The sequence below is a fragment of the Tessaracoccus luoxuelianae genome, assembly GCF_055326245.1.
The window spans coordinates 72,841-95,927 of the sequence record NZ_JBUZNO010000005.1 but is presented as its reverse complement, the minus strand read 5'-3'; the positions used below and the strand labels follow the sequence as shown (position 1 = coordinate 95,927).

Here is a 23,087-nt window from a genome sequence, read left to right as displayed (position 1 = left end):
CCTCCCGCCTCCGCCACCCCGCGCCTGCCTTGGGTCTCGGCGCCTGCCTTCGTTATGAGCGCCTGCGCTACAGCGCGGGCGCGTCAGAGCCGCCTGCCCTATGTTGGTGGGCCCGCGCTCTAGCGCGGGCGGCGAGACTTATCGCAGGCGCGTCCGAGCCGCCTGCCTTGCGTCCCGACGCCTGCCCTCGTTGTCGACGCCTGCACTAGAACGCAGGCGCGTCCGGGCCGCCTGCCCTCGTTGTCGACGCCTGCGCTCTGGCGCGGGCGGGGAGATTTATCGCAGGCGCGATGGGACCCACCGCGACCGCGAAAGCGACGCGCCTCGCAGGCAGGACCCTCCAGCGCCCTGGAGGCACGGCGAGCGGTAACCGCGACCGGTATGCGCCACTGGGCGATGAGGGGGCCTCCGCCGACTAGCCTTGCCGACATGGCTGACTCAGTGATCCTGCAGGTGGACGGTCCCGAGGGTGCACGCGAGGTCAAGCTGACGAGTCCAGACAAGGTGCTGTGGCCAGGCGACGGCATGTCCGACGGCGTGGCGGTCACCAAGCGCGACCTTGCCGATTACCTCATCGCCGTCGCCGGTCCGTTCCTCCACCTCAACGGCGACAGGCCCATGACCCTGCAGCGCTTCCCGGAGGGGATCGACGGCGAGGAGTTCTTCTCCAAGCGGCCACCGCAGGGCGCGCCGTCGTTCCTGCGGCGCGTGACCTGCACCTACCCGTCGCGCCGGAAGCACGACCAACTCACCTTCGACGAGCCCGCGGCACTCGCCTGGGCCGCACAGATGGGCACCATCACCTTCCACCCCTGGCCGGTGCGCACCGCGAACCTCGACAACCCCGACGAGTTCCGCATCGACCTCGACCCCCAGCCCGGCCGCGACTTCCGCGACGCCGTCGAGGCCGCCCTCGCCCTGCGCGAGGTGATGGCCGAGGCGGGGCTGAAGGCGTACGCCAAGACCTCCGGAAACCGCGGCATCCACGTCTACGCCCGGATCCTCCCCACCCACGAGTTCCAGGACGTGCGGCACGGGGTGATCGGGATCGCGCGCGAGCTGGAACGTCGCCTTCCGGACCTCGTCACCACGTCGTGGTGGAAGGAGGAGCGCGGGGAGCGCATCTTCGTGGACTTCAACCAGGCCAACCGCGACCGCACCATCGCCGCCGCCTACTCCCCGCGACCCCTCCCCGGTGCACCGGTCTCCACCCCGCTCACCTGGGACGAGCTCCCCGATGCCGACCCGCGCGAGCTCACCCTCCGCACGGTCCCGGCGCTGCTGGAGCGTCGCGGCTGCGCCTGGGCGGACATCGACGATGAGCCGGGCGAGGTGTCCGGGGCGCTGTCGCTGTGGGCAGCGGACCTCGAGCGCGGTCTGGGCGAGCTGAACTTTCCGCCCGACTATCCCAAGATGCCGGGCGAACCGCCCAGAGTGCCGCCGAGCAAGCGGAAGGCGGACCGGGCCGACGACGAGTACATGGCGCCGAAGGCCGAACGCGACGCCGAATGGGGCACCGCCATCGCCCCGCCGTACGGGCCGATGCTCGCCAAGCCGGTGAAGAAGCTGCCCGAGGGCGACTTCCTCTACGAGCCCAAGTGGGACGGCTTCCGCTCCCTCATCTGGCGCTCCGGCGACCAGGTTGAGATCGGCTCGCGCAACTCGCGCCCCATGACCCGCTACTTCCCTGAGCTGGTGCGCGCCGTCGTCGAGAACTTCCCGGACCACTCGGTCATCGACGGCGAGATCGTCATGATCGACCCCGAGACAGGCGACCGGCTCAACTTTGACGCGTTGCAGCAACGGATCCACCCCGCCGCGTCGCGGATCAGGAAGCTGAGCGAGGTCACGCCCGCCAGTTTCGTGGCGTTCGACCTGCTTGCGCTCGGCATGGAGAACTTCGCCGAGAAGCCGTTCCGGGATCGGCGAGCCGCGCTGGAGACGGCACTGGCCGGGGCGCGGCCCCCCATCTTCCTGACGCAGGCCACGCGGGAGGTGAGCGTCGCGGGGCAGTGGTTCGAGCAGTTCGAGGGGGCAGGGCTCGACGGGGTGATCGCCAAGCCACTCGGCGAGCCGTATGCCGAGGACAAGCGCGTGATGTTCAAGTACAAGCACGAGCGCACCGCGGACTGCGTTGTCGCAGGGTACCGGCTGTACAAGGGCGAGCGCGACGCCATCGGCTCGCTGCTGCTGGGGCTGTACACCGACGACGGCACGCTCAACTCCGTCGGGGTGATCGGGGCCCTCCCGATGGCGCGGCGCCGCGAGCTGTTCGAGGAGCTCCAGCCCCTGGTCACGTCGTTCGAGGGCCATCCCTGGGCGTGGGCGGAGCCGGAGGACACGGAGGCCGACAACCGCGACCAGTCCTTCCCCCGCACCCCGACGGCGGCCGCGCACTCGCGCTGGAACGCCACCAAGGACCTGTCCTTCACTCCGCTGCGCCCGGAGCGGGTGGTGGAGGTGCGCTACGACCACATGGAGGGCCCTTCGACACCTGCTCGTTCCTCGCAGGGCTCAGGACAAGACAAGCGATTCCGTCACACAGCCCAGTTCGTGCGGTGGAGGGACGATCGGGACCCCGCGTCGTGCACCTATGACCAGCTCGACGAGCCGGTCAGCTACGACCTGGCCCGGGTCCTCGGGAACCACACCCCTACTGCAGGGTGACCTCCGCGATCTCGGCGCGGAACCCGCCCTCCACCGGCGGCAGGCTCGTGACGTAGACCATCAGGTACTGCGTCTCCGTCGGCTCATCCAGCGCGATGGTGGCCGTGCCCGTCGCGGCAGGGTTCGAGCCGACGATCGTCCAGTCAGCCTCGGTGCGCATCGACGGCTCAGACCCCGACGGCACTCTCAGCTCGACGGCGGTCTCCCCGCCCACCAACGTCACCGTCGCGCTCGTCACCGTGGTGGGTGCACCGAGGTCCAGGATCAGCCCGACGCCGGGCTTCTGCCCGCCCATGTCCGGCCTGCGGAGGTAGCGCATCGTCACCCACGTGGTGCCCGCGTCCCCGTCGATCACGGTCGCGGCCCGGTCCCCGTTCTCCTCGCCGTTTCCGCCGTCCTCCTCGGGGTCGAAGTCCCGCACGCCGACGATCGCCGGAGACCCCGCAGCGCCCTGCGACACCGACGGCGACTGCGACTGCGCTGCCGGGCTCGACGCGCCGGGGCCGGACGGCGAGGTGGTCGCCTGATCCGGGTCCGCCGTCCACAGCGCGATGATCGACGCCACCGCGATGAGGACCAGCAGCGCCAGCAGCGCCACCACCCCGCGGCGCGTTCGGGGACGGTCGGGGTCCTCGCCCGCGACCCTCGTGGACGCCACCGGCGGGGGAACCACATCCCCGGGAGTGCGGCGCGGGCCCGTGAACAGGTCGTCGCTGAGCACTGGCCTGCCCGCGCCGTCACCCTCCCGCGACAATCCGGCCGAGCGCGCCAGGGTGGCCGCCTCGACGTCCGTGCCCTCCTCCGGTGCGGTCCCGGAGACCGGGGCCCAGATCCCGACGCGGGTCTCGCCCGGGCGCCGGAACGGGTCGTGCGGGGCGCCCGAGGGGGACGGCACCGCGCGATCCAGGCCGCGGACGCGCTCCTCGAGGTCAGCCGCGGCGTTCGCGGTGCCCAGCACCATGGACAGTGCTTCCACCAGCTGCCCCGCGGATGAGATCCGGGGCTCGCTCATCGCGCCTCGCTGGGTGAGCGTGACGGTGCAGATCCGGTCCAGGGCAGGCGAGACCCCCGCCTTGACCGTGTGTGCCGGCGCGGTCTCCCCAGCGACGATGGGCGCGGCGGGCATCCCGAAGGCGGCCTCCCCTGGCCAGTGCCGCACCAGGGTGGCGTACAGGATCTTTCCCAGGCCGACGACGTCAGAGCTCTCGCGCGCGGACCAGGCGTGCTGGTGGTCGGCGCGGTCAGCCAGCGCCGCCTCGACGCCGAACCCGCCGAGCCGGACCGCCCCCGAGGTGGTGATGATGACGTTGTCCGGGCTCAGCTGCTCGTGGAACAGCCCCTGGGCGTGGACGGCGACGAGCGCGTCGGCGAGGTCACGCACGATGTGGGCGGATTCGATCGCGCTCAGCGGTCCAGCAGCCAGGATGTCGGTCAGGGAGCGGCCGGGCGCGTACTCGCGCACGACGAACGCCCCGATGCCCTGCGTGGGGTCCAGCACCTCGTCGGCGTCGAGCACGCGCAGGAACCTCGAGTCGGTGGCCACGGCGCCCTTGCGGGCCGCCAGCATGACGTCGGAGATGCGCGGGTCTCCCGGTGCGATGACGTGCACCACGACGTCGCGAGAGAGCACCTGGTCGTGGGCCCGCCACGTCTCGGTGCCGAACAGGGAGGCCAGTCGCTCAACCAGCTCGTAGCGGGTGCTGAGCAGGGCCCCGGCGGCGGCGATCCGGGCGGGAGTGGCGTCGCGGAACAGGCCCGGAATGTCGAGCGCCCCGGTGGTCTCGTCCTGGTCGGAGGCTTCGCCACCCGCGGCCAGCTCCCCACCGTCGGACCAGTCCACCGCGGCGGATCGCGGCCCGGCCGGTGCCAACGGCGCCATCCGGCCGGTTTCCTCGTCGACGGAGGAGGGGGCCGACGGCGTGCCCGCGACGGGGGGGAACGTGTGCTGGGTGGTGGCCGGCTTGTTGCGCACCACCGTCGCGGGACCCGTGTCGAAGGAGTCGATCATGTCGTCGCGAAGCGCCGGCACGACGGCGGTCGGCATCTGGTCGTCGCCCTGCGACCGGTCATCCCGGGAGGACTCGACGGCGCCGGCCCGCGACCCTCCGCGGCGCCCGAACCGGCTCCCCACCAGCTCCGACAGGCTGCCGAGCTCCTTCACCTTGAGCGCCTTGCCCATCAGCAGGAAGGAGACGAGGATCACCAGTCCGCCCGCGGCCAGCGCGACGATCTGGCCGACGGTGCGGCCCGGCACAACCCCGATCAGCCATCCCGACAGGTAGTAGGCGGCCACGCCGCCGATTCCGGCGCCCAGCAGCAGCCGAACCAGGTGCATGACCAGGGCCCGGCCGTCGAGGTCCGGCACCCTGCGCCGCAACGCCTGCCAGGTGACGAGCACGCCGATGGAGTAGGCCAGCGAGTACGCCAGGGCCAGCGCCCCCGCCACCCAGGCGTCGGAATTCACCCACCACACGAGCGCGATGGCGCCCGCGATGTTCAGGCCCGCGATCAGGGTCTGCAGGAAGAACGGGGTGCGCGTGTTCTCCAGCGCGTAGAAGGTGCGCAGGCAGACGAACTGGACGGTGAACGGGATCAGCCCCAGCGCGAACGCCATCAGCGCCCACGCGATCCAGACGGCGTCCGTGGCGCCCGTGCCCTGCCCGAAGAGAAGCCCGGCCATTGGGCCCGACAGTGCCAGGAACGCGACGGTGGCGGGCACGATGGCCACCATGGCCAGCCGCACGGTCTTGGTGAACTCGCCCGCGACACCACTGAAGTCGCCACCCGCGGCCAGCCGCGACGCATTGGGCAGCATGGCGGTGGCCAGGGAAACGGTGATCAGGGAGTGCGGCAGGATCCACAGCAGGTGCGCGTTGGCGTAGACCGTGACGCCCGCGCCGCTACCGCCCGCGGTCGCGGAGGTGGCAAGCCTGTTGACCACCATGAGCCCCACCTGGTTGACGGCCACGAAACCCATCGTCCACTTGGTCAGGGAGAAGGTGTGGCCCAGCCCGGTGCCCTTGAGGTCGAACCGGGGACGCAGCTTGAAGCCGAGCTTCCGGATGTAGGGGATCATGACGGCGGTCTGCGCGACGATGCCGAGCGTGGTGCCGATACCCAGCAGGAGGATCTGCGGCGTGGTGAAGGCACTCGAGTGGTCGTCGTCGTTGCCCCACACGACGAAGTAGAGGGCCATCACGGCGATGGAGATGATGTTGTTGGCGATGGGTGCCCACATCATGGGGCCGAACTTGTCCCGCGCGTTGAGCACCTGTCCGAGGAGGAAGAAGGCTCCGTAGAAGAAGATCTGCGGCAGCGTCAGGTAGGTCAGCGCCACCAGCGACGCGTACTGGGCCTCCAGGTCCGTCCCGCGCCAGGCGGGGGAGGTGTAGATGGCCGTCACGAGTGGCGCGCCGATGGTGACCACCACCGCCACCACCGTGATGATCAGCATGAACGCGGTCATGATGCGGCTGGTGTAGGCCTCGCCGCCGTCGTCATCGTTCTTGATGGCGCGCACGATCTGCGGCACCAGCACGGTGTTGAGCGCACCGCCGGCGAACAGGATGTAGAGCGAGTTGGGCACCATGGTGGCCAGGGCGAGCATGTCCGCCTGCCGGGTGCCGTTGCCGAGGATGAAGGCCACGAGCATGACCCGGATGACTCCGAGGATGCGCGAGATCATCGTCCCGGACGCCATGATGGCGCCGGCGCCGATGAGTTTCCTGGTGCTACTGACTTGGCTCACTGTTCTCCTTGCCCGAACGTTCGCGTTGCACGGCGCGGATCCGGAGGGCGGTGCCCCCCACCACTACAGCACCCGAGACGACGATGATGATCCAGCCGACGCGCCCGAAGTCGGTAGCGCTGATTTCGATGGGCAGCGGCCTCCCCAAGGGGTCGCCCGCCACCGTGGTCAGTTGGGCGCGCACGATCGCGACCCCGTTGGCGGTGGCCTCCGGCGTGATGTCGACGGTGGCCGCCTGGCCCGGCCCCACCGTCACGGGACCCACCGCGGGGACCCGGATGCGCTGCGGGGAGTCCGACGCGAACTCCAGCCTCACCTGGATGGGAACCCCCAGGCCGTTGGTGACGGTGACCGGGAACGTGTTGGTGCGCGACCCCATGACGAACGATTCGGCCGCCCGCAGTGTCACCAGCGAGGCGTCGATGCGGGAGGGGGCGACGGCGTCGAGATAGGCCAGCGCGGCGGCCTCGTCGGCGAAGTCCTTCGAGAAGGCCGTGGACCCGATCCTGGACAGGTCCGTCGGCTCGTCGGAGCCCATGAGTTGGCGCAGGAACTCCGCGTCGGCCTCAATGGCGTGCAGGCGGTCTGCCAGGGCGGGCCACTGGGCAGGCTCGGTGGCATCCGGCCAGACAAGCCGGCCGGCGGGGCTGGAGCCGGGGGCGATGTGGCGCCGCTGAGCGCCGGGGGTGGCGTCCGCCTCCGCCGCCTCCACCGTCGAGATGACGTAGAGCGGCGTCGCGTCAGCGAGCAACTCCTCGGTGATCAGCCTGCCCAGCCGAACCCCGGGCGGTAGCGCCGCGAAGCTGGCCAGGGGGGAGGCCCCCAGCAGCGCGGGCGCGCCGCCGCGGCTGCCGCTGGCGTTGCGCACCACGACGGTGTCGACGTCGGTCAGCTGCTCGGCCAGTTGCTCGCCGGCGCCGTCCTCCATCACCGCGACACCCGGCAGCGCCAGCATCGACGGCGGGGTGGCGGTGGCGCTCCATTCCAGCACCCGGTCCAGCTCGCCGGCGGCGTCGGCCCTGGTCAGATGGGGGTTGGCGTAGGGGAGCCGCCAGAGCCGGTCCTGCTCGGCGAGGGCCTGGACGCGCCGCAGCCAGGCGAGCGCCACCCCGCTTCCGGGGGTGCTCACCCCGCCCACGACGTGGTCCCCGGTCATCAGCTCGACGGCCTCCAGCAGAGCCGGATCCACGGCCGCGACCACCCCGTCGCGCTCGGCGCTGGCCAGGAGGGTGTCGAGTCGGCCGGCGAGGTCGCGGGCGAGGGAGTCGTCGATGAAGTCCCCGTCGGGCAGCCAGGTGGGTGGGGCGGTGAGCAGCACGAGGGCGCTGGACTCCACGGGTTCCGTGGTGGCCGCCACCACCACCTGGTCCTCGCCCACCACCTGGTTGGGGCCATCGGCCGGGATGCCGCGCACCTGTACGCCGAGCAGATACCCGGCATCGGTCCTGGTCAAGGCGTATTGCCCGGCGGTCAGTTGAGCGACGGTGGCCCGTACGGTGAAGTCGGCGCGCTGCCCGGGCGCGAAGTCCTCGTCCCGGGTGAGAATGTCGAGGTTGCCGGCCTGCTCGTCGAACAGCCTGGCGCCGATCGGCACGTCAGCCAGGGTCTGGGCCAGCTGGGTGGTGGTGGTCTGCGGCGTGCTCAGCCGCCAGAAGTGGACGTTGACGTAGCGGATGGGCACCGTGGAGACGTTGGTGAGAGTCCCGCTCAGCTCCACCACCTGCGCCGGGTCTGCCAGATCCAGGGTGGGCGTGGAGACGCTGGTCAGCTCCACCTCGAGGTAGTCCGTGGCGGCCGCGGCGGGCCGGGGGTCGACGATCACCACCGCCAGGGCGAGCAGCGCCGCCACCAGCAGCGCGCGCGCGAACCGACCGACCATCACCGTCCCATGGTAGTTGCCGGGGCCCCCGCGGAAGCTCGCGTCACTGGCCGCCGCGATCGGCCCACCACTGCTGGAGCAGCGCCACGGCGTCGTCGTGGGGGATGGGGCCGTGCTCGGTGCGGTGCTCCAGCAGGAACGAGTAGGCCTCCCCGACGGCGCGCCCGGGTGAGATGCCCAGGATCTCCATGATCTGGGTCCCGTCGAGGTGCGGGCGCAGCGCGGCCAGCTCCTCCTGCCCTGCCAGCTCGTCGATCCGCCACTCCAGTTCCTCGTAGGCGCGGCGCAGCTTCGTGGCGCGCTGACGGTTGCGGGTGGTGCAGTCCGCGCGGGTCAGCATGTGCAGGTGCTCGAGTTCGTCGCCGGCGTCGCGGACGTAGCGGCGCACCGCCGCGTCGGTCCACTCGCCGTCGGAGTAGCCGTGGAACCGGAGATGAAGCTCGATCAGCTTGGCCACCGACTTCACCACCTGCGTGGGGTAGTTGAGCGTCCTGAGCCGCTTCGTCGCCTGCTTCGCCCCCACGATGTCGTGGTGGTAGAACGTCACCTTCGATCCCTCGAACCGGCGGGTCGCGGGCTTGCCGATGTCGTGGAGGAGGGCGGCGAGCCGATTGACGATGTCAGGCTCGTGGCCGCGGGCCTTCTCCAGCTCGATCGCCTGGTCCAGCACGGTCAGGGTGTGCTGGTAGACGTCCTTGTGGCGGGCGTGTTCGTCGACTTCCAGCCGCAGCGCCGGCAGCTCAGGAAGGATGTGGTCCGCGATGCCGGTGCTCACCAGGAGATCCAGGCCCACCCGCGGATTGTCCGTCAGCAGGAGGCCGGTCAGCTCGCCCTGGATGCGTTCCGACGAGACGATCGTGATGCGCTCTGCCATGTCCGTCATGGCAGCGACCACCTCGGGCGCCACCTGGAACCCGAGCCGGGACGCGAACCTGGCCGCACGCATCATGCGCAGCGGGTCGTCCGAGAACGACGACTCGGGCGTCGACGGCGTGCGCAGCACCTGGTCCGCCAGGTCCGCGAGCCCGCCGTACGGGTCGACGAAGGCGCGGGTGGACACGTCCACGGCCATGGCGTTGACGGTGAAGTCGCGGCGGTGGAGGTCGCCGTCGATGGTGTCCCCGAAGGTCACCTCGGGCTTGCGGGACTCGCTGCGGTACACATCAGCGCGGAAGGTGGTCACCTCGATCTGCCAGTCCTGATCCGCGGCCCGCTTCAAGGCGCCGATGGTGCCCCACTCCTTGCCGATGTCCCAGGTGGTGGGCGTGAAGCGCTTGAGAATCTCGTGCGTCTGCTCCGGCGTGGCGGAGGTGGTGAAGTCCAGGTCGTGGCCGAGGGAGCCGAGGAGCGCGTCGCGGACGGAGCCGCCGACGAGGTACAGCTGGTGCCCCTCCTCGCGGTACAGGCGGCCCAGGTCGTCGATCACGGGCGCGATGCGCAGCAGTTCATGCATCGCGTTGGTCTGCGCTTGAGTCAGGTCCGGCACGAGGGTTGAGTCTACGTCGTGCGCGCTCCGACGGCGGTGCGGGGAGGTCTCCGCCGCGGGCGGGGTATCGCGGTGCGTCATGATGGGGGCATGGCTGATGTGTGGGAGAAGGTACTGCTGAGCGCGGTCGTGCTCGTGGTCGCGCTGATACTGCGGGCCGTCCTGGTCCACGTGATCAGACGATCCGTGAAGGCCCTGGCGAGCAAGCCGAAGGACCGCAACGACGACCTGGGGGCGAAGGCCCGCTCCATCCTCGCGAGGGCGGGCGGTCTGGGCGACGAGCGCCAGAGGCAGCGGGTGACCACGCTTGGGTCGTTGCTGCGCAGCGTCGTAGACGTGGTGCTGATCGTGGTGGTGGTGCTGACCGTCCTGGCCACGTTCGGGGTGCCGATGGCGCCGCTGCTGGCCTCGGCAGGCGTCGGTGGCGTGGCGCTCGGCTTCGGCGCGCAGTCCCTGGTGAAGGACTACCTGTCCGGCATCTTCATGCTCGCCGAGGACCAGTTCGGGGTGGGAGACCTGATCCAGGTGGGGGAGCTCCGCGGCACCGTCCAGGAGGTGACCTTGCGGGTGACGAAGCTGCGCGACCCGTCGGGCACGGTCTGGTACGTGCGCAACGGTGAAGTGCTGACGCTGGGCAACGTGTCGCAGGGGTTCTCGACGGCGTTGGTCGAGGTCCCGGTGGCGATCGACGAGGACCCGGACCGGGTGCAGGACGTGTTGCGCGGCGCCGTCGGGACCATGGGGGAGGAGCCCGAGTGGTCCGAGGTGCTGCTTGAGAACCCGACGGTGCTGGGGGTCGAGTCGATGAGCGAGGGCACGATGGTGCTGCGGATCCTGCTCAAGACGGGGCCCGACAAGCAGTGGGGGCCGATGCGGGAGGCGCGGGCCCGCGCGCAGCGTGCGCTGGCCGCCGAGGGGATCCGCGGGCCGATCCTCCCTGGCGCCCGCCCCGCCGCCCCCTGATCCCGTATGTCGCTGGTTGAGCCAGCCGCGGCGCGAAGCGCCCGCTGCTGCGTCGAACCCCCCGCTGCTGCGTCGAACCCCCCGCTGCTGCGTCGAACCCCCCGCTGCTGCGTCGAAACCCCCCGGACCGGTGCACGGAGCCGGGACACGAGGCCCGGGCGGCCGCACTTCCCACCTCAGCACGCACACGCCAGCTGGACTCGGGTCGGGTGTCGAGGCCGCCCGTGCCTCGTGTCCCGTCTCCCCGCACTGGATTGCCCGTGGCGTCGTCGCGTTCGGGCGCGACCCGGCAGGGCGGCCCTGGGTCGAGCCTGTCTGGGCGGGATGCCAGTTGGGTGATCGTCGGGTTGGGCACCGCTGCGCAGTGCCGCCCTGCCGTTTCCCGCCCTCGCGTTCCCGCCTCGCGTTCCCACCTCGCGTTCCCACCTCGCGTCGCAGTGCCGCCCTCGCGTTCCCGCCCTCGCGTTCCCGCCTCGCGTCGCAGTGCCGCCCTGCCGTTTCCCGCCCTCGCGTTCCCGCCTCGCGTCGCAGTGCCGCCCTGCCGTCTCCCGCCCTCGCGTTGCCTTCCGGTTCGCTAAATGTCAGAGCTGGTGCCGTAGTCGACACCAGCTCTGACATTTAGGCGGTCGGGCCCAGCCGCTGGCTGCGCTTTCCGCGCCCGAGGTGTGTTCAGGAGTAGCGTTGGAGGTACTACTCGTGGTCGGAGGACCTCATGATCAAGCGAGTTTTCGTCGACGTCGCGGCCGGCCTCGGCCTGGCGATTGCCGGCCAGTTCGTCTTGTTGGCGGCGAGTTTCACCGGCCCGATGCTCGGCATCCCGATGCCCTACGAGATGGCTCCGGAGGACGGCAGCACCCCGCCCGCGCTGCTCGACCAGATCAACGCGATGTACCTTCTCGCCTCCGTCGGGATGCTGATCCTCAGCTTCCTGCTCGGCTGGCTGCTGAAGACCGACGGGGTGGCCGACGGCCTCAAGCGCGGCGCCGTCTGGGTCGCCGTCGTGGGGCTGAGCCAGTTCCTCCTGGGACTCCAGCCCGGGGTTGTACAGGTGTTTGTGCTGCTCGGCGCGTGGGTCTACCTGCTTTGCATCCTTCTCGGACCGGCGCTCGCCGGACTGATCGGCACGAGGCGCCCGGCGCCCGTTGAGGATGGAAGGGATTCATCATGACTCAGATGGTGCTGGCCGTTCTTGGCGGACTGGCAGTGGCGGCGCTCGTCGTCGTCCTCATCGTCCGAGCAGCCAAAGGTGGCGACTCCCAAGGCGGTTCCACCGGATTCGGGTGGGCCGCGCTGGGCCTCGGCGTCCTGACCCTCATCCTCGCCGCCGTCGGCTACGCCTTCGCGCCTGACTTCGCGTCGGAGGCCGAGGCTGCGGCGGCCTCAGGAGAGTTCGACTCGCAGAGCCTCTACATGGTGGGCACGGTCACCGGGATCGCTGCTGCGGCCACCGCCGGTCTCGCCCTCAAACGGGGCGATCGGGGCTGGCCGACGTGGACAGGTCTCCTGATCGGGGCGGCAGTCATCGGTGCGTGGGTGTACGTCATCATCTACGTCATGTTCAACCCGTACTGACAACTCACCAACCGCCCGTCTTTGGCGCTCCGCGCCGCGACACCTACCCTTGAACGGAAGTGGTGTCAAGAAGAGACGAGTAGAGAACCTCTATGGCTAAAGCGAAGCGGGCTGCCAAGAAGACGACGGCGGGGACGATCTGGAAGCGGATCGGACTCACGGCGCTTGTGCTGTTCATCATCACGGGGCTGACCGGACTGGGCGCCTTCGCGTACCTCTACGCCACCACGGATCTCCCGGATCCCAACGCGGACTTCCAGACCAACACCACCTTCCTCTACTACAACGACGGGACCACCCAGCTGGGCTCCCTCGCGGTCCAGAACCGGGTCACGCTGGAATACGCGGAGATGCCGCAGCTGATGAAGGACGCCGTCGTCGCGGCTGAGAACCGCAGCTTCTGGGAGGATCCGGGCTTCTCGGCTTCAGGCATCGCGCGCAGCATGGTGTCCATCGCCACCGGCGGCGAGTTGCAGGGTGGCTCCACCATCACCCAGCAGTACATCAAGATCCTCTACCTGGACTCCGGTCAGCGCCTGTCTCGCAAAGTTAAGGAGTTGTTCCTGGCGATCAAGATGGGGCGGGAACTCTCCAAAGAGGAGATCCTCGAGGGATACCTGAACACCATCTACTTCGGCCGCGGCGCCTACGGCATCCAGGCGGCAGCCAAGTCCTACTTCCTCAAGGACGCCAGCGCCCTCACCATCGAGGAGACGGCGGCGCTGGCCGCGATCCTCAACAACCCGGCCGGCTTCAACCCGTCCGGTGGCCCTGAGAAGGTGGAGCGACTGCTCGGTCGCTACCAGTACGTGCTCGACGGCATGCTCGAGATGGGCGCCATCACCGACGCGGAGCACGTCGCCGCCCGCCCGCAGCTGCCCGCCTTCCCGGACGTACCCGTCAACGACCGCTACGGCGGCCCGAAGGGCTTCCTCATCAAGGCGGTGGAGGATGAGCTTCTCGCCAGCGGCTTCACCGAGGGCGAGATTCAGGGCGGCGGGCTGAAGGTCACCACCACCTTCGACGAGTCCATGCAGGCCGCGGCCGTGGAGACCGCCCAGAAGTACACAGCGCAGGCCGCGGAGGACGCGGAAGGCGACCAGGACCCGGCGCAGCTGCACGCCGCCATCGCCTCCGTCGACACCGCCACCGGTGGTGTGCTCGCGATGTACGGCGGGCCGGACTACGTGGCGAGCTCCCGGAACTGGGCCATGACCGACCGCCCCGCCGCGTCGACGTTCAAGACGTTCGCCACCATCGCCGGACTCCGCAACGGATTCTCGCTCAAGTCGATCTTCAACGGCAACACGTTCACCCCCGACGGCGACACCCAGACCATCCGCAACGAGTTCAGCAACCAGTACGGCCCGGTCACGCTCCGAGAGGCGACGGCGGAGTCCATCAACACCGCCTTCGTCGACATGACTCAGCAGATCCCCGACGGCGCCAACCAGGTGATCACGGCCGCCAACGACGCCGGCGCGCCCACCAGCCGCGGCTGGGACGCCAACAATCGCATCGCGCTCGGCGCCGCCGAGGTGAGCCCGGTCAACATGGCAACCGCCTACGCCACGCTGGCCAACAGCGGCCGGCGCAACCCCGCGCACGTCGTGGCGAAGGTTGAGGGACGCAACGGCGAGGTGCTCCTCGAGGCCAACCCCGAGGGCGTGCAGAGCATCGACCAGAATGTGGCCGCCAACGTGACAGACTCCCTCACCTCCGTGGTGCAGGAGGGCACCGGCAGGCGCGCCTCCGAGCTGGGACGCCCCGTCGCGGGCAAGACCGGCACCAACGGCGTCGAGGACGACATCACCTCGGCATGGTTCGTCGGATACACCAGGCAGATCTCCACCGCCGTCATGTATGTGGCAGGCGACTCCGGCAACGAGGATCTCGACGACTACAAGCGCCCCCAGGATCCCACCTTCTTCGGCTCCAGCTATCCCCTCATGACCTGGGTGGAGTTCATGACCCGGGCCACCGACGGCATGCCCGTCGAGCAGTTCGACGTGCCGCGCGAAATCCGGGCGACGAAGGGCTCAGAGAGCGCGTCGCCATCACCCACGCCCACGCCGTCGCCGTCGGAGACCCCCTCCGAAACGCCCTCGCCCACCCCGTCTGAGGAGCCCACCACGGAGACTCCCACCCCGGAGCCGACCGAGCAGGAGCCGACCGAGGAACCCACGGAGGAGCCCACGCCCCCTGGCCAGAGCGGAAAACCGACGCCACCCGGTCAGAGCCCGGAGCCGACGCCCACTCCCAGCGAGACCGTAGAGGAGACCGTCACCGAGGACGCACCCGGGGCCGGTGCAGGGGTGGGGGCCGGGGTACGTCCCACGCCCAACCCCACCACCTGACGCCCCGCAGCGGCCGGCCTCCGGCCTGGTGACCCCGGACTAGAGTGTCCGGCGTGGACAACGCGCTGCTGCCCGGCCTAGGCGGACCGATGGGTCGCCACGCCGCCGGGCGCGGGCTCTGGTTCGCGGCGCTCCCCTGGGCGATCGCCGTCGGCACCGTGCTGTTCCTCGTCCTGTTCCTGCGGCACACCCAGTGCGTCCAGACCGACGCCGAGGTCCAGATCAACAGCTACGCACTGCTGTGTTACTCCGACATTCAGGGCACGTTCCTCGGCCAGGGGTTCGGCCTCGGCGCCACCCCGTTCAGCGGGGAGAAGCTCGCCTTCTCTCCGCTGGTCGGCGTCGCCATCCTGCTGGCCGTCCGGGCGGCGGCGCTCCTGGGCGCGCCCGTCGGACCCGGGGCGCCCCTGCAGGACCAGGTCGACTCCAGCGTCGCGTTCTTCGGCATCACCGTCGTCGGCCTCTTCTTCTGCTTCCTCCTCCTGATCGCCGCGACCTCCCGGCTCGGCCGCCGAGGACAGGCACCGTCGTGGGACGCCATCCTCGTGGCCGGATCGCCGATCGTGTTCGCGGTGGGCCTGATCAGCTGGGACCTGCTTCCGCTGGCCATCACGGCGCTCGGGCTGGCCCAGTACGCCCGCGGGCGTGCTCTGGAGTCGGGCATCGTGCTGGGGTTGGCCGCGTGCGCCGGCACCATGCCGTTCGCCGTCATCCTGGCAGTGACGGTCGCGGCGGGGCTGCGCGGCGGGCTGCGGCAGGCCCTCACCTTCGCTGGCCCAGCGGCGATCACCGTCGCCGCGGTGCACCTGCCCCTGCTGCTCGCCGACGCCGGGAAGGTGTTCGGCTTCTACCACCAGGAGATCCACAAGGAGGCCGGCTACGGCTCACTGTGGTACCTGATGTCGCTGCTGGGCCGTCCGCTCAGGCACGCCGGTTCACTCGGATTCCTGTTCCTGGCCCTGTTCCTCGCGGTCCTGGTGGCGTACCTGTACGTGTCGCGGCGGCGGCCACGCGTCGGATCGCTGGTGGCCGTGATGATCCTCGCCGCCACCCTCCTCGGGCCGTCCTTCCCACCGCAGACCTCGCTGTGGGTGATGTTCGCGGTACTGGTGTCGCGGCCGCTTCGGCAGGAATGGGCGGCGGTGACGGTGGCCCATGTGGCCCACTACCTGGCCGTCTGGGGCTGGCTGGCGGGCAGCCTCACCCTCAGTCAGCTGGGCCCCTACGGCGTGTACTGGGGCGCCATCATCGCCCGGGCCGCAGTGGAGGCGTGGGTGTTGGCGTCGTCGCTGACCGACATCGTGGACCCCGGGCGGGATCCGTTGCGCAGGCCTGACCGGCCGGACCCCTTGGGGGGCGAGCTCAACACCGGCGAACTGGCTCCCATCCCAGACTGAGGCCGGCTCAGACCTGGCGGATCTCGTCGACGGTGACCGTCGTCATCCGGGTGGTCACCGGCACCTCGTCGCCCACCTGGGCGGGGGCATCGGATCCCGGGACGAACACCATGGAGGAGTGCATGTGCGGCGGCTCGGCGAAGGCGCGCTTCCGGCCGCCGATCGTGAACGGCGAGAGTGAGCGCCCCAACGCGTCGAGCACGCCCTGAGCGACGGTCACGCCACGCTGGCGCAGCGACCGCTGCGGTGTGGGTGCGCTCATCGCCACCCCATGGGCGGTGCCGCCCGACACGATGACGAGCCATCCGTTGCCCGGCGCCTTGACTCCGTGATAGCCCAAAGGAGAGCCCGAGGTGATCCGGTGCACGTCAAGCACAGTGGCGGTGGTGGCGTAGGCGCGCTTGTCCCCCAGCCACAGCCGCGTCCCCACCCGCAGATGCGTCCGGACGCCCAGCGCGGTGCGCAGCACGCGATAGTCGGTGACGCTCAGATGCGAGACCCACACCGGGCCGCGGCGCACCCCGAGGCCCGCGCCCGCCAGCCTCTTCGCCTCGTCGAGCGAGCCATTGGCCGGAAGGTGAATGGTCCAGCCCTCGAAGGTCAGCGGGCCGAAGTCCTGCTCCGTCAGGGTGCGGGGATCCAATCCGTGCCGGTGCATCGAGGTCTCGATCTCGACGATGACCCGCACGCCCGGGTGCGCCGAGGCCAGCGCGCGGAGATCCTCGGCCCGCGACACCGTCGTGATCACCTTCGGGTCGTGCAGCAGTGCGGTGGCCGCGTCGTCGAACGGGCGCCAGGGGTTGAGGACGACGATGTCGCCGTCGAACCCGCCCGCGCGCACGGCCGGCACCTCCTGGGCGATGCCCAGCGCGATGGTCTTCACGCCCAGACGCGCCGACTCGGACGCCAGCAGCCTCAGCCCGAAGCCGTAGCCGTTGCCCTTCGCGACGGGAACCAGGCCCGGCGCGTCCTCCAGGACGGCGCGCTGGTGCGCATGCCATCGGGAGCGGTCGATGGTGAGGGTGAGCGTCATCGTCAGCGCTTCTTCAGGTAGAGGTCGAACGCCCGGTACAGCGCCTTGTTGATCGGGTAGTCCCATTCGCCGAGGTAGGCCACTGCCTCGCCGCCGGTGCCCACCTTGAACTGGATCAGCCCGATCTCCGGGTCATCGGCGCCGACCCCCTCGACGATGCCCCGCAGGTCGTAGACGGCGCACCCGGCAGCGTTGGCGTCGCGGATCATCTGCCACTGCACCGCGTTGGAGCCCCGGACCTCCCGCTTGGCGTTGGTGGAGGCGCCGTAGGAGTACCACGAGTGCTCGCCGACGCGGACGAAGGTGGTGGCGGCCACCAGGTCGCCGTCGTGCTCGGCGAGGTAGACGCGCATCCGGTCTTCATCCTCGGCGTTGAGCGCGTCCCACATGGTCTGGAAGTAGGCCAGCGAGCGTCCCGTGAAACCGTCGCGGGCGGCGGTCTCCAGGTAGGCCTGGTGGAAGGAGGCCAGGTCCTCGCGGGTGCCGCGGCGCACCTCGACGCCCTCCTTGGCCGCCTTCTTGATGTTGCGCCGCCACAGCTGATTCATGCCCTTGAGGAGCTCGTCCTCGGACTTCTGGGTGCCGTCGTCGTGGCGCAGCGGCAGCTGGAAATTAAACATGGGTTGCCCGGCGGCGAAGCCGTGGCCGCTCTCGTCGGTGTGCCAGCCGCCGTGGATGAGCTGGTTGATCACGCGGGTGCCGACGAGGGTGGTTTCGTCCGGCGCCACGTCCGAGAGGCGGGTGACGGCCTCGTCGGCGATGGCGGCCTTGATGGTGTCCGCCCTCCAGCGGCGGTGCACCAGCGCCGGGCCGATCCGTACCGCGAACGCCTTGCTGCGCTTCGCGTGGGCGACGAGCGCCTCCAGGTGGGCGGCAATGTCGCGGCGGCCCCAATCAAGGACCGGTCCCTCGGGCAGGTAGGCCAGGTAGCGGGGGAGCTTGGGGAGCTGCCGGTAGAGCACCAGCGCCACCCCCGTGAGTTCGCCGTCAGCGAAGAACCCCACCGACTCCCCGCGCCACTCCGGCTTCACCTTCGCCCAGGCGGGCGTCTGCAGGAACGACGCGGCACCGCGCTGCTCGATGAACGCGAGATGCTGCTCGGCGGTGATGGGTCCACAGGTGATACTCACCCCGCCAACTTACCGCGACGGCGGCTGCTTCAAGGCTTCACTGTCGCGGCAGACGCTCGTGGACGTCCTCGGAGAGCCGGACGACGGCGAAGTACAGCTCGAGCGTCATCCGGGCCATGGCGAGGTACACGATGGCGGCCAGGGGCACGCCGATGAGTGCGAGCACGATGAAGCCGGGTTCACCGCTGACGACTGCGGAGAGGAGGAAGCCCACCGCGGTCAACCCGATGATCACGGTCACGACGATGTAGACGGCCTTGATGATCTTCGGCGTGATGAAGGTGTCGAAGTTGAAGTCGAAGAGGGCAGCCAGGAAGCCCTTTGCAGAGTTGCCGACGTTTGTCGCGGTGCCTGGGGCCAGCCAGGGCTGCGGTCCCGGTGGCGGCCCGGCGTGGGGCGGCCCGGGCTGAGGGGTCTGGTACTGGTAGCCCGGGTCGGGTGTCCATGACCCGGGCGCGGGTGCCTGCGGTCCGTAACCGGAGGGGCCGGGAGGCTGGGCGCCGTAGTGCGACGGATCGCTTGGCTGGGCGCCGTAACCGGAGGGGCCGGGCTGACCGTAGGGTGCGTCGAACCGTCTGGCGTCGTCCGGCTGGCCCTGGGGCTGACCGGGGCCTCCGTCGGAAGGGGGTTGGTATTGCGGGTACTGATCGCTCATCGTCAGTCCTTTCGTGGGTGGTACGCGGTCACTGTCGCACATCGTCGGGTCGCCGTCACGGGTCCGGCGGGCACGAAACGCCGTCGGAGTTGCCCTCCGGGTCCGCTGGTGGGCTTGGGTGCGGTCTGGGGCGGCGTGTCGTGCCCGAGGGTGGCCCGGGCGGGAGGGTTGGGCTTGTCCGGGTCGGGCGTTAGGCTCGCAGCATGACGAACATGAATGAGAAGCCAGAAGTCGACTTCCCCGGTGGCGAGGCCCCCGCGGACCTGCAGATCACGGAGATCGTGGAGGGCGACGGCGTCGAGGCGAAGGCCGGAGATACAGCCCACGTGCACTACGTCGGCGTGGCGTTCAGCTCCGGCGAGGAGTTCGACTCCTCCTGGGGCCGCGGCGCGCCGCTGTCGTTCCCGCTCGGTGCCGGCCGTGTCATCCAGGGCTGGGATCAGGGCATCCAGGGCATGAAGGTGGGCGGTCGTCGCCAGCTCGTCATCCCGTCGCACCTGGCCTACGGTGAGCGCGGCGCCGGCGGCGTCATCGCGCCCGGGGAGACGCTGGTCTTTGTGTGCGACCTGGTCGCGCTCAACTGACCCTGACGTTCCGGATTCCGAGGCCCGACCGCGGCCAGCCCCGTCGATCACTCCTACACGGGATCGCCTCCTCAGCGGATCGCTGCCCTAGGGCTGGTCGTCGGGACGCGGGGTCCTAGGGTTCGCAAGGGACGGTGATCGGGGCAGCGGAACCCGGTTCCCGCACCAGTCAACTGACCGCGGGGAGCGGATGCCGGGCTCACCCTCCTCGTGCGTCGTGACCCGATGTAGGGCGAAGTGGTGAAGGCGGTCCAGTCCTCCGCCTTCCAGCGAAGGCCGGCCACATAGAAGTCGACGCCTGCGGGACGTCCCCCGCGTGGATCTCGAAGTGGACGATGCATTGCGCCGTCGGCATCGAGCCGAACCTGCCGCGCATCGAGCACAACCTGTCGACCAACCTCATGCTGGTGACCGCCCTGAACCGGCACATCGGCTACGACAAGGCGGCGAAGATCGCCAAGCAGGCGCACAAGGAGGGGACGTCGCTGCGGGAGTCGGCGCTGGCCAACGGGGTGAGCGGTCAGGACTTCGACGCGTGGGTGATTCCGGCGGACATGACGGGGAAGTAGCCCTCACCTGCACCGCCGAGGGAGGACGGGTCTGCAACTTGCTATCCAGAGCGCGGTATCTGCGTATATACACAGATACCGCGCTCTGGATAGCAAGTTGCAGAGGGTGGGGTCCCACCCGCCATCTGAGGTGCCGCGGAGTGTCCATCTCGCTGGCTGAGGTGCCGCGCAGGTCCGCTTCCCCTGGCTGAGGTGCCGCGCAGCGGCCTCGAAGCCTATGAAACGTGGGCTGTTCATCAACTGCCCTTTCGCTTGACTCCAGCTTCAGTCTTCCACCGGCACAGCACGAGGGCCAGAGGCAGAATGCCTCCGGCCCTCGCGCGGTCAGTGCTGTGTTCAGGCGACGGTGATCTGATCCGTCTTCGCGTCTTCCTTGAGGTAGGCGAAGTCCGCGGAGGTGAGCATGGGTGCGTCGATCCGCATGTTGTAGAAGGAGCGGTACACCATGTAGATGCTCGCCACGCCGAAGGTGACGGCGAGGACGGCGTTGATGGCGGGGTTGCCGATGATGATCGAGAGCTCGATCGCCAGCATGCCGAACAGGGTGGTGAACTTGATGACCGGGTTGAGGGCCACCGAGGAGGTGTCCTTGAACGGGTCGCCGACGGTGTCGCCGACGATGCTGGCGTCGTGGAGTTCGGTGCCCTTGGCCTGCAGGTCCACCTCGACGATCTTCTTCGCGTTGTCCCAGGCGCCACCGGCGTTGGCCATGAAGATGGCCTGGTAGAGCCCGAAGATGGCGATCGAGATCAGGTAGCCGATGAAGAAGTACGGCTCGACGAACGCGAACGCGAGGGTGGCGAAGAAGATCCCCAGGAAGATGTTGAACATGCCCTTCTGGGCGTACTGGGTGCAGATCTCCACCACCTTGCGGGAGGTCTCGACGGAGGCCTTGGTGGTGCCCTCAAGGTCGATGTTGGCCTTGATGAACTCCACTGCGCGGAACGCCCCGGTGGTGACGGCCTGCATGGAGGCGCCGGTGAACCAGTAGATGATCGCGCCGCCGGTGATCAGGCCCAGCAGGAACGGGACGTGCAGCAGCGACAGGTTCTCGACGTTGGTGGTCAGGCCAGAGGTCAGCCCCATGATGATGGAGAAGATCATCGTGGTGGCGCCCACCGCTGCGGTGCCGATCAGCACAGGCTTGGCCGTGGCCTTGAACGTGTTGCCGGCGCCGTCGTTGGCTTCGAGCAGGTACTTGGCCCGTTCGAAGTTGGGGGTGATGCCGTAGTCGCGCTCGAGCTCCTCGCGGATGCCGGGGAGCGATTCGATCTGAGACAGCTCGTAGACGCTCTGCGCGTTGTCGGTGACCGGGCCGTAGGAGTCCACAGCGATGGTGACCGGGCCCATGCCCAGGAAACCGAAGGCCACCAGGCCCAGCGCGAACACGCCCGGGACGAGCATGACGCCGCCGGTGACCACGCCGTCGACCATCGCGCCGGGTTCGATCAACGTGGAGACGCCGTAGGCGCCTGCCATCAGGGACACGATCGCGATTCCCAGCCAGTAGGCGGAGAAGTTGCCGGCGACCAGGCCGGAGAGGATGTCGAGGGAGGCGCCGCCTTCCTTGGCCGACTTCACGACCTCCTGGACGTGCTTGGCGCGGACGCCGGTGAAGACCTTGACCAGCTCGGGGATGACCGCGCCGGCGAGTGTGCCGAAGGAGATGATGAGGGACAGCTTCCACCACAGGGTGGTGTCGCCGCCGACGTCGGGGATGAGGATGGCGGACATGATGAAGGTCAGGACGATGGACACGATCGAGGTGAGCCACACCAGCGATGTCAGCGGGGTCTCGAATTCCATCTCGTCGGCGTCGCCGAACTTCGACTTGGCCCACATCGCGTTGCCGAAGTAGGACAGCGCCGAGGCCACCAGCATGATCGCGCGGATGAAGAAGATCCAGATCAGGAAGTGGGCCTGCAGGTCCGCCTGGACGCCGAGAAGGATGAAGGTGATCAGCGCGACGCCGGTGACGCCGTAGGTCTCGAAGCCGTCCGCGGAGGGGCCGACGGAGTCTCCGGCGTTGTCGCCCACGCAGTCGGCGATGGTGCCGGGGTTGCGCGGGTCGTCCTCGCCGATCTTGAACACGATCTTCATCAGGTCTGAACCGATGTCGGCGATCTTGGTGAAGATGCCGCCGGCGATACGCAGCGCCGAGGCGCCCAGCGACTCACCGATCGCGAAGCCGAGGAAGCAGGCGGTGGCGATGTCGGCCGGCACGAACATCAGGATGGCCAGCATCATGATGAGTTCGGTGGAGATCAGCACCATGCCCACGCTCATACCGGAACGCATCGGGATGTCGTAGACCTTGAACGGCTTGCCCTCCAAGGCGGCGAACGAGGTCCGCGAGTTGGCGAACGTGTTCAGCCGGATGCCGTACCAGGCGATGGCGTAGGAGCCCAGCATGCCGATGATCGCGAACCCCAGCACGATGAACACCCGGGCCCAGCCGCCGGTGGTGTTGAGGAACCCGAAGTAGACGAAGATCACGGCACCGATGAACGCGAACAGCAACATCAGGAACTTGCCCTGCTGCAGGAGGTAGGCCTTGCAGGTGGCGTAGATCAGCTCGGACACGTCCCGCATGGACGAGTGGACGGGGAGGTTCTTCAGCTTGATGTAGCTGAGGATCCCGAACACGAATCCGGCCACACAGATCAGCATGCCGACCATGAGGAGCCACCAGCCGCTGATGGTCCCGCCGAAGAACGTGACCGCGTGCAGGTCGGGCAGTGGCAGGTCGAACTCGGAGGTGTGGGAGCCGGTTTCGGCGGGCTCAGCCGGGCCGCCCGAGCACGCGGCCAGGGTCAGAGTAAGGAGCCCGAGCGCGCCGTAGAGGGCCGCGCGCATGAAACCGCGCGGCCTCCCTGTGGCGGGTTGGGTAACGAGCGAGGGATTCGTCACGATGTCTTCCTTGAGGTTGTTTGAGCTTCCATGTGGGTGCTCATGTCCTTGAAACAGGTCACGGCGCCCATGCCGTCGCGAACATCCTACGCCCGGTAGTAATGACACTCGGGCGGGGTTAGTTAGTACATTTCCGA

14 protein-coding genes and 1 pseudogene are annotated in these 23,087 nt (G+C 69.3%); 8 read left to right on the top strand and 7 right to left on the bottom strand.

Features of this window, described 5'->3' with window-relative positions; genetic code table 11:
* Window positions 1-429: 429 nt before the first annotated feature.
* Window positions 430-2,667: an ATP-dependent DNA ligase gene (locus tag ACZK39_RS08995; RefSeq protein WP_182781320.1), complete on the top strand. Its 2,238-nt coding sequence runs from the start codon at window positions 430-432 to the stop codon at window positions 2,665-2,667.
* Here the strand turns inward: ACZK39_RS08995 and murJ are convergent.
* Genes murJ through ACZK39_RS08980 form a run of 3 tightly spaced genes read right to left on the bottom strand, consistent with a single transcriptional unit; the run spans window position 2,654 to window position 9,861 of the window.
* The gene (murJ, locus tag ACZK39_RS08990) at window positions 2,654-6,415 is read right to left on the bottom strand and encodes a murein biosynthesis integral membrane protein MurJ (RefSeq protein WP_459055473.1); all 3,762 of its coding nucleotides are present in this window, start codon (window positions 6,413-6,415) and stop codon (window positions 2,654-2,656) included. The two genes, ACZK39_RS08995 and murJ, sit on opposite strands and share 14 nt — an antisense overlap.
* The gene (locus tag ACZK39_RS08985; protein WP_255422003.1) at window positions 6,399-8,294 is read right to left on the bottom strand and encodes a DUF6049 family protein; all 1,896 of its coding nucleotides are present in this window, start codon (window positions 8,292-8,294) and stop codon (window positions 6,399-6,401) included. The genes murJ and ACZK39_RS08985 overlap by 17 nt, the downstream gene beginning before the upstream one ends.
* 43 nt (window positions 8,295-8,337) lie before the next feature.
* Window positions 8,338-9,861: a CCA tRNA nucleotidyltransferase gene (locus ACZK39_RS08980; protein ID WP_182781323.1), complete on the bottom strand. Its 1,524-nt coding sequence runs from the start codon at window positions 9,859-9,861 to the stop codon at window positions 8,338-8,340.
* A gap of 9 nt (window positions 9,862-9,870) precedes the next feature.
* Between ACZK39_RS08980 and ACZK39_RS08975 the strand changes: the two genes are divergently transcribed.
* From ACZK39_RS08975 to ACZK39_RS08955, 5 genes are all read left to right on the top strand, one after another.
* The gene (locus ACZK39_RS08975; RefSeq protein ID WP_182781324.1) at window positions 9,871-10,743 is read left to right on the top strand and encodes a mechanosensitive ion channel family protein; all 873 of its coding nucleotides are present in this window, start codon (window positions 9,871-9,873) and stop codon (window positions 10,741-10,743) included.
* Between the two features lie 712 nt (window positions 10,744-11,455).
* On the top strand, window positions 11,456-11,911 hold the full coding sequence (locus ACZK39_RS08970; protein WP_182781325.1) for a hypothetical protein: 456 nt from the start codon (window positions 11,456-11,458) through the stop codon (window positions 11,909-11,911).
* Window positions 11,908-12,315, top strand: a complete 408-nt coding sequence (locus ACZK39_RS08965) for a hypothetical protein (protein WP_182781326.1) — start codon at window positions 11,908-11,910, stop codon at window positions 12,313-12,315. Before ACZK39_RS08970 ends, ACZK39_RS08965 begins: the two co-directional genes overlap by 4 nt.
* A gap of 92 nt (window positions 12,316-12,407) precedes the next feature.
* On the top strand, window positions 12,408-14,672 hold the full coding sequence (locus tag ACZK39_RS08960; protein WP_459055470.1) for a transglycosylase domain-containing protein: 2,265 nt from the start codon (window positions 12,408-12,410) through the stop codon (window positions 14,670-14,672).
* Between the two features lie 53 nt (window positions 14,673-14,725).
* The gene (locus ACZK39_RS08955) at window positions 14,726-16,069 is read left to right on the top strand and encodes a glycosyltransferase 87 family protein (RefSeq protein ID WP_459055468.1); all 1,344 of its coding nucleotides are present in this window, start codon (window positions 14,726-14,728) and stop codon (window positions 16,067-16,069) included.
* Between the two features lie 7 nt (window positions 16,070-16,076).
* Here ACZK39_RS08955 and ACZK39_RS08950 read toward each other — a convergent pair whose 3' ends face one another.
* From ACZK39_RS08950 to ACZK39_RS08940, 3 genes are read right to left on the bottom strand one after another with little or no spacing between them, the layout of a single operon-like run.
* The gene (locus tag ACZK39_RS08950; RefSeq protein ID WP_463613099.1) at window positions 16,077-17,102 is read right to left on the bottom strand and encodes an alanine racemase; all 1,026 of its coding nucleotides are present in this window, start codon (window positions 17,100-17,102) and stop codon (window positions 16,077-16,079) included.
* Window positions 17,103-17,104: 2 nt separating this feature from the next.
* Complete coding sequence (locus ACZK39_RS08945) at window positions 17,105-18,232, bottom strand: lipid II:glycine glycyltransferase FemX (protein WP_463613098.1); 1,128 nt, start codon at window positions 18,230-18,232, stop codon at window positions 17,105-17,107.
* A gap of 37 nt (window positions 18,233-18,269) precedes the next feature.
* Entirely contained in the window at window positions 18,270-18,887 is a 618-nt protein-coding gene (locus tag ACZK39_RS08940) for a DUF4282 domain-containing protein (protein WP_182781331.1), read from the bottom strand.
* A gap of 212 nt (window positions 18,888-19,099) precedes the next feature.
* On the opposite strand from ACZK39_RS08940, the gene ACZK39_RS08935 reads away from it, so the two are divergent.
* Both ACZK39_RS08935 and fumC read left to right on the top strand, forming a co-directional pair.
* The gene (locus ACZK39_RS08935) at window positions 19,100-19,471 is read left to right on the top strand and encodes an FKBP-type peptidyl-prolyl cis-trans isomerase (protein WP_182798987.1); all 372 of its coding nucleotides are present in this window, start codon (window positions 19,100-19,102) and stop codon (window positions 19,469-19,471) included.
* A 338-nt stretch (window positions 19,472-19,809) separates the two neighbouring features.
* Window positions 19,810-20,040 (top strand): annotated as a pseudogene (fumC, locus tag ACZK39_RS08930) (class II fumarate hydratase); the annotation flags it as partial.
* 336 nt (window positions 20,041-20,376) lie between these two features.
* Here fumC and ACZK39_RS08925 read toward each other — a convergent pair.
* Window positions 20,377-22,896 (bottom strand): sodium-translocating pyrophosphatase, encoded by a 2,520-nt coding sequence (locus ACZK39_RS08925; protein WP_463613222.1) that lies wholly within the window; start codon window positions 22,894-22,896, stop codon window positions 20,377-20,379.
* Window positions 22,897-23,087: the final 191 nt, after the last annotated feature.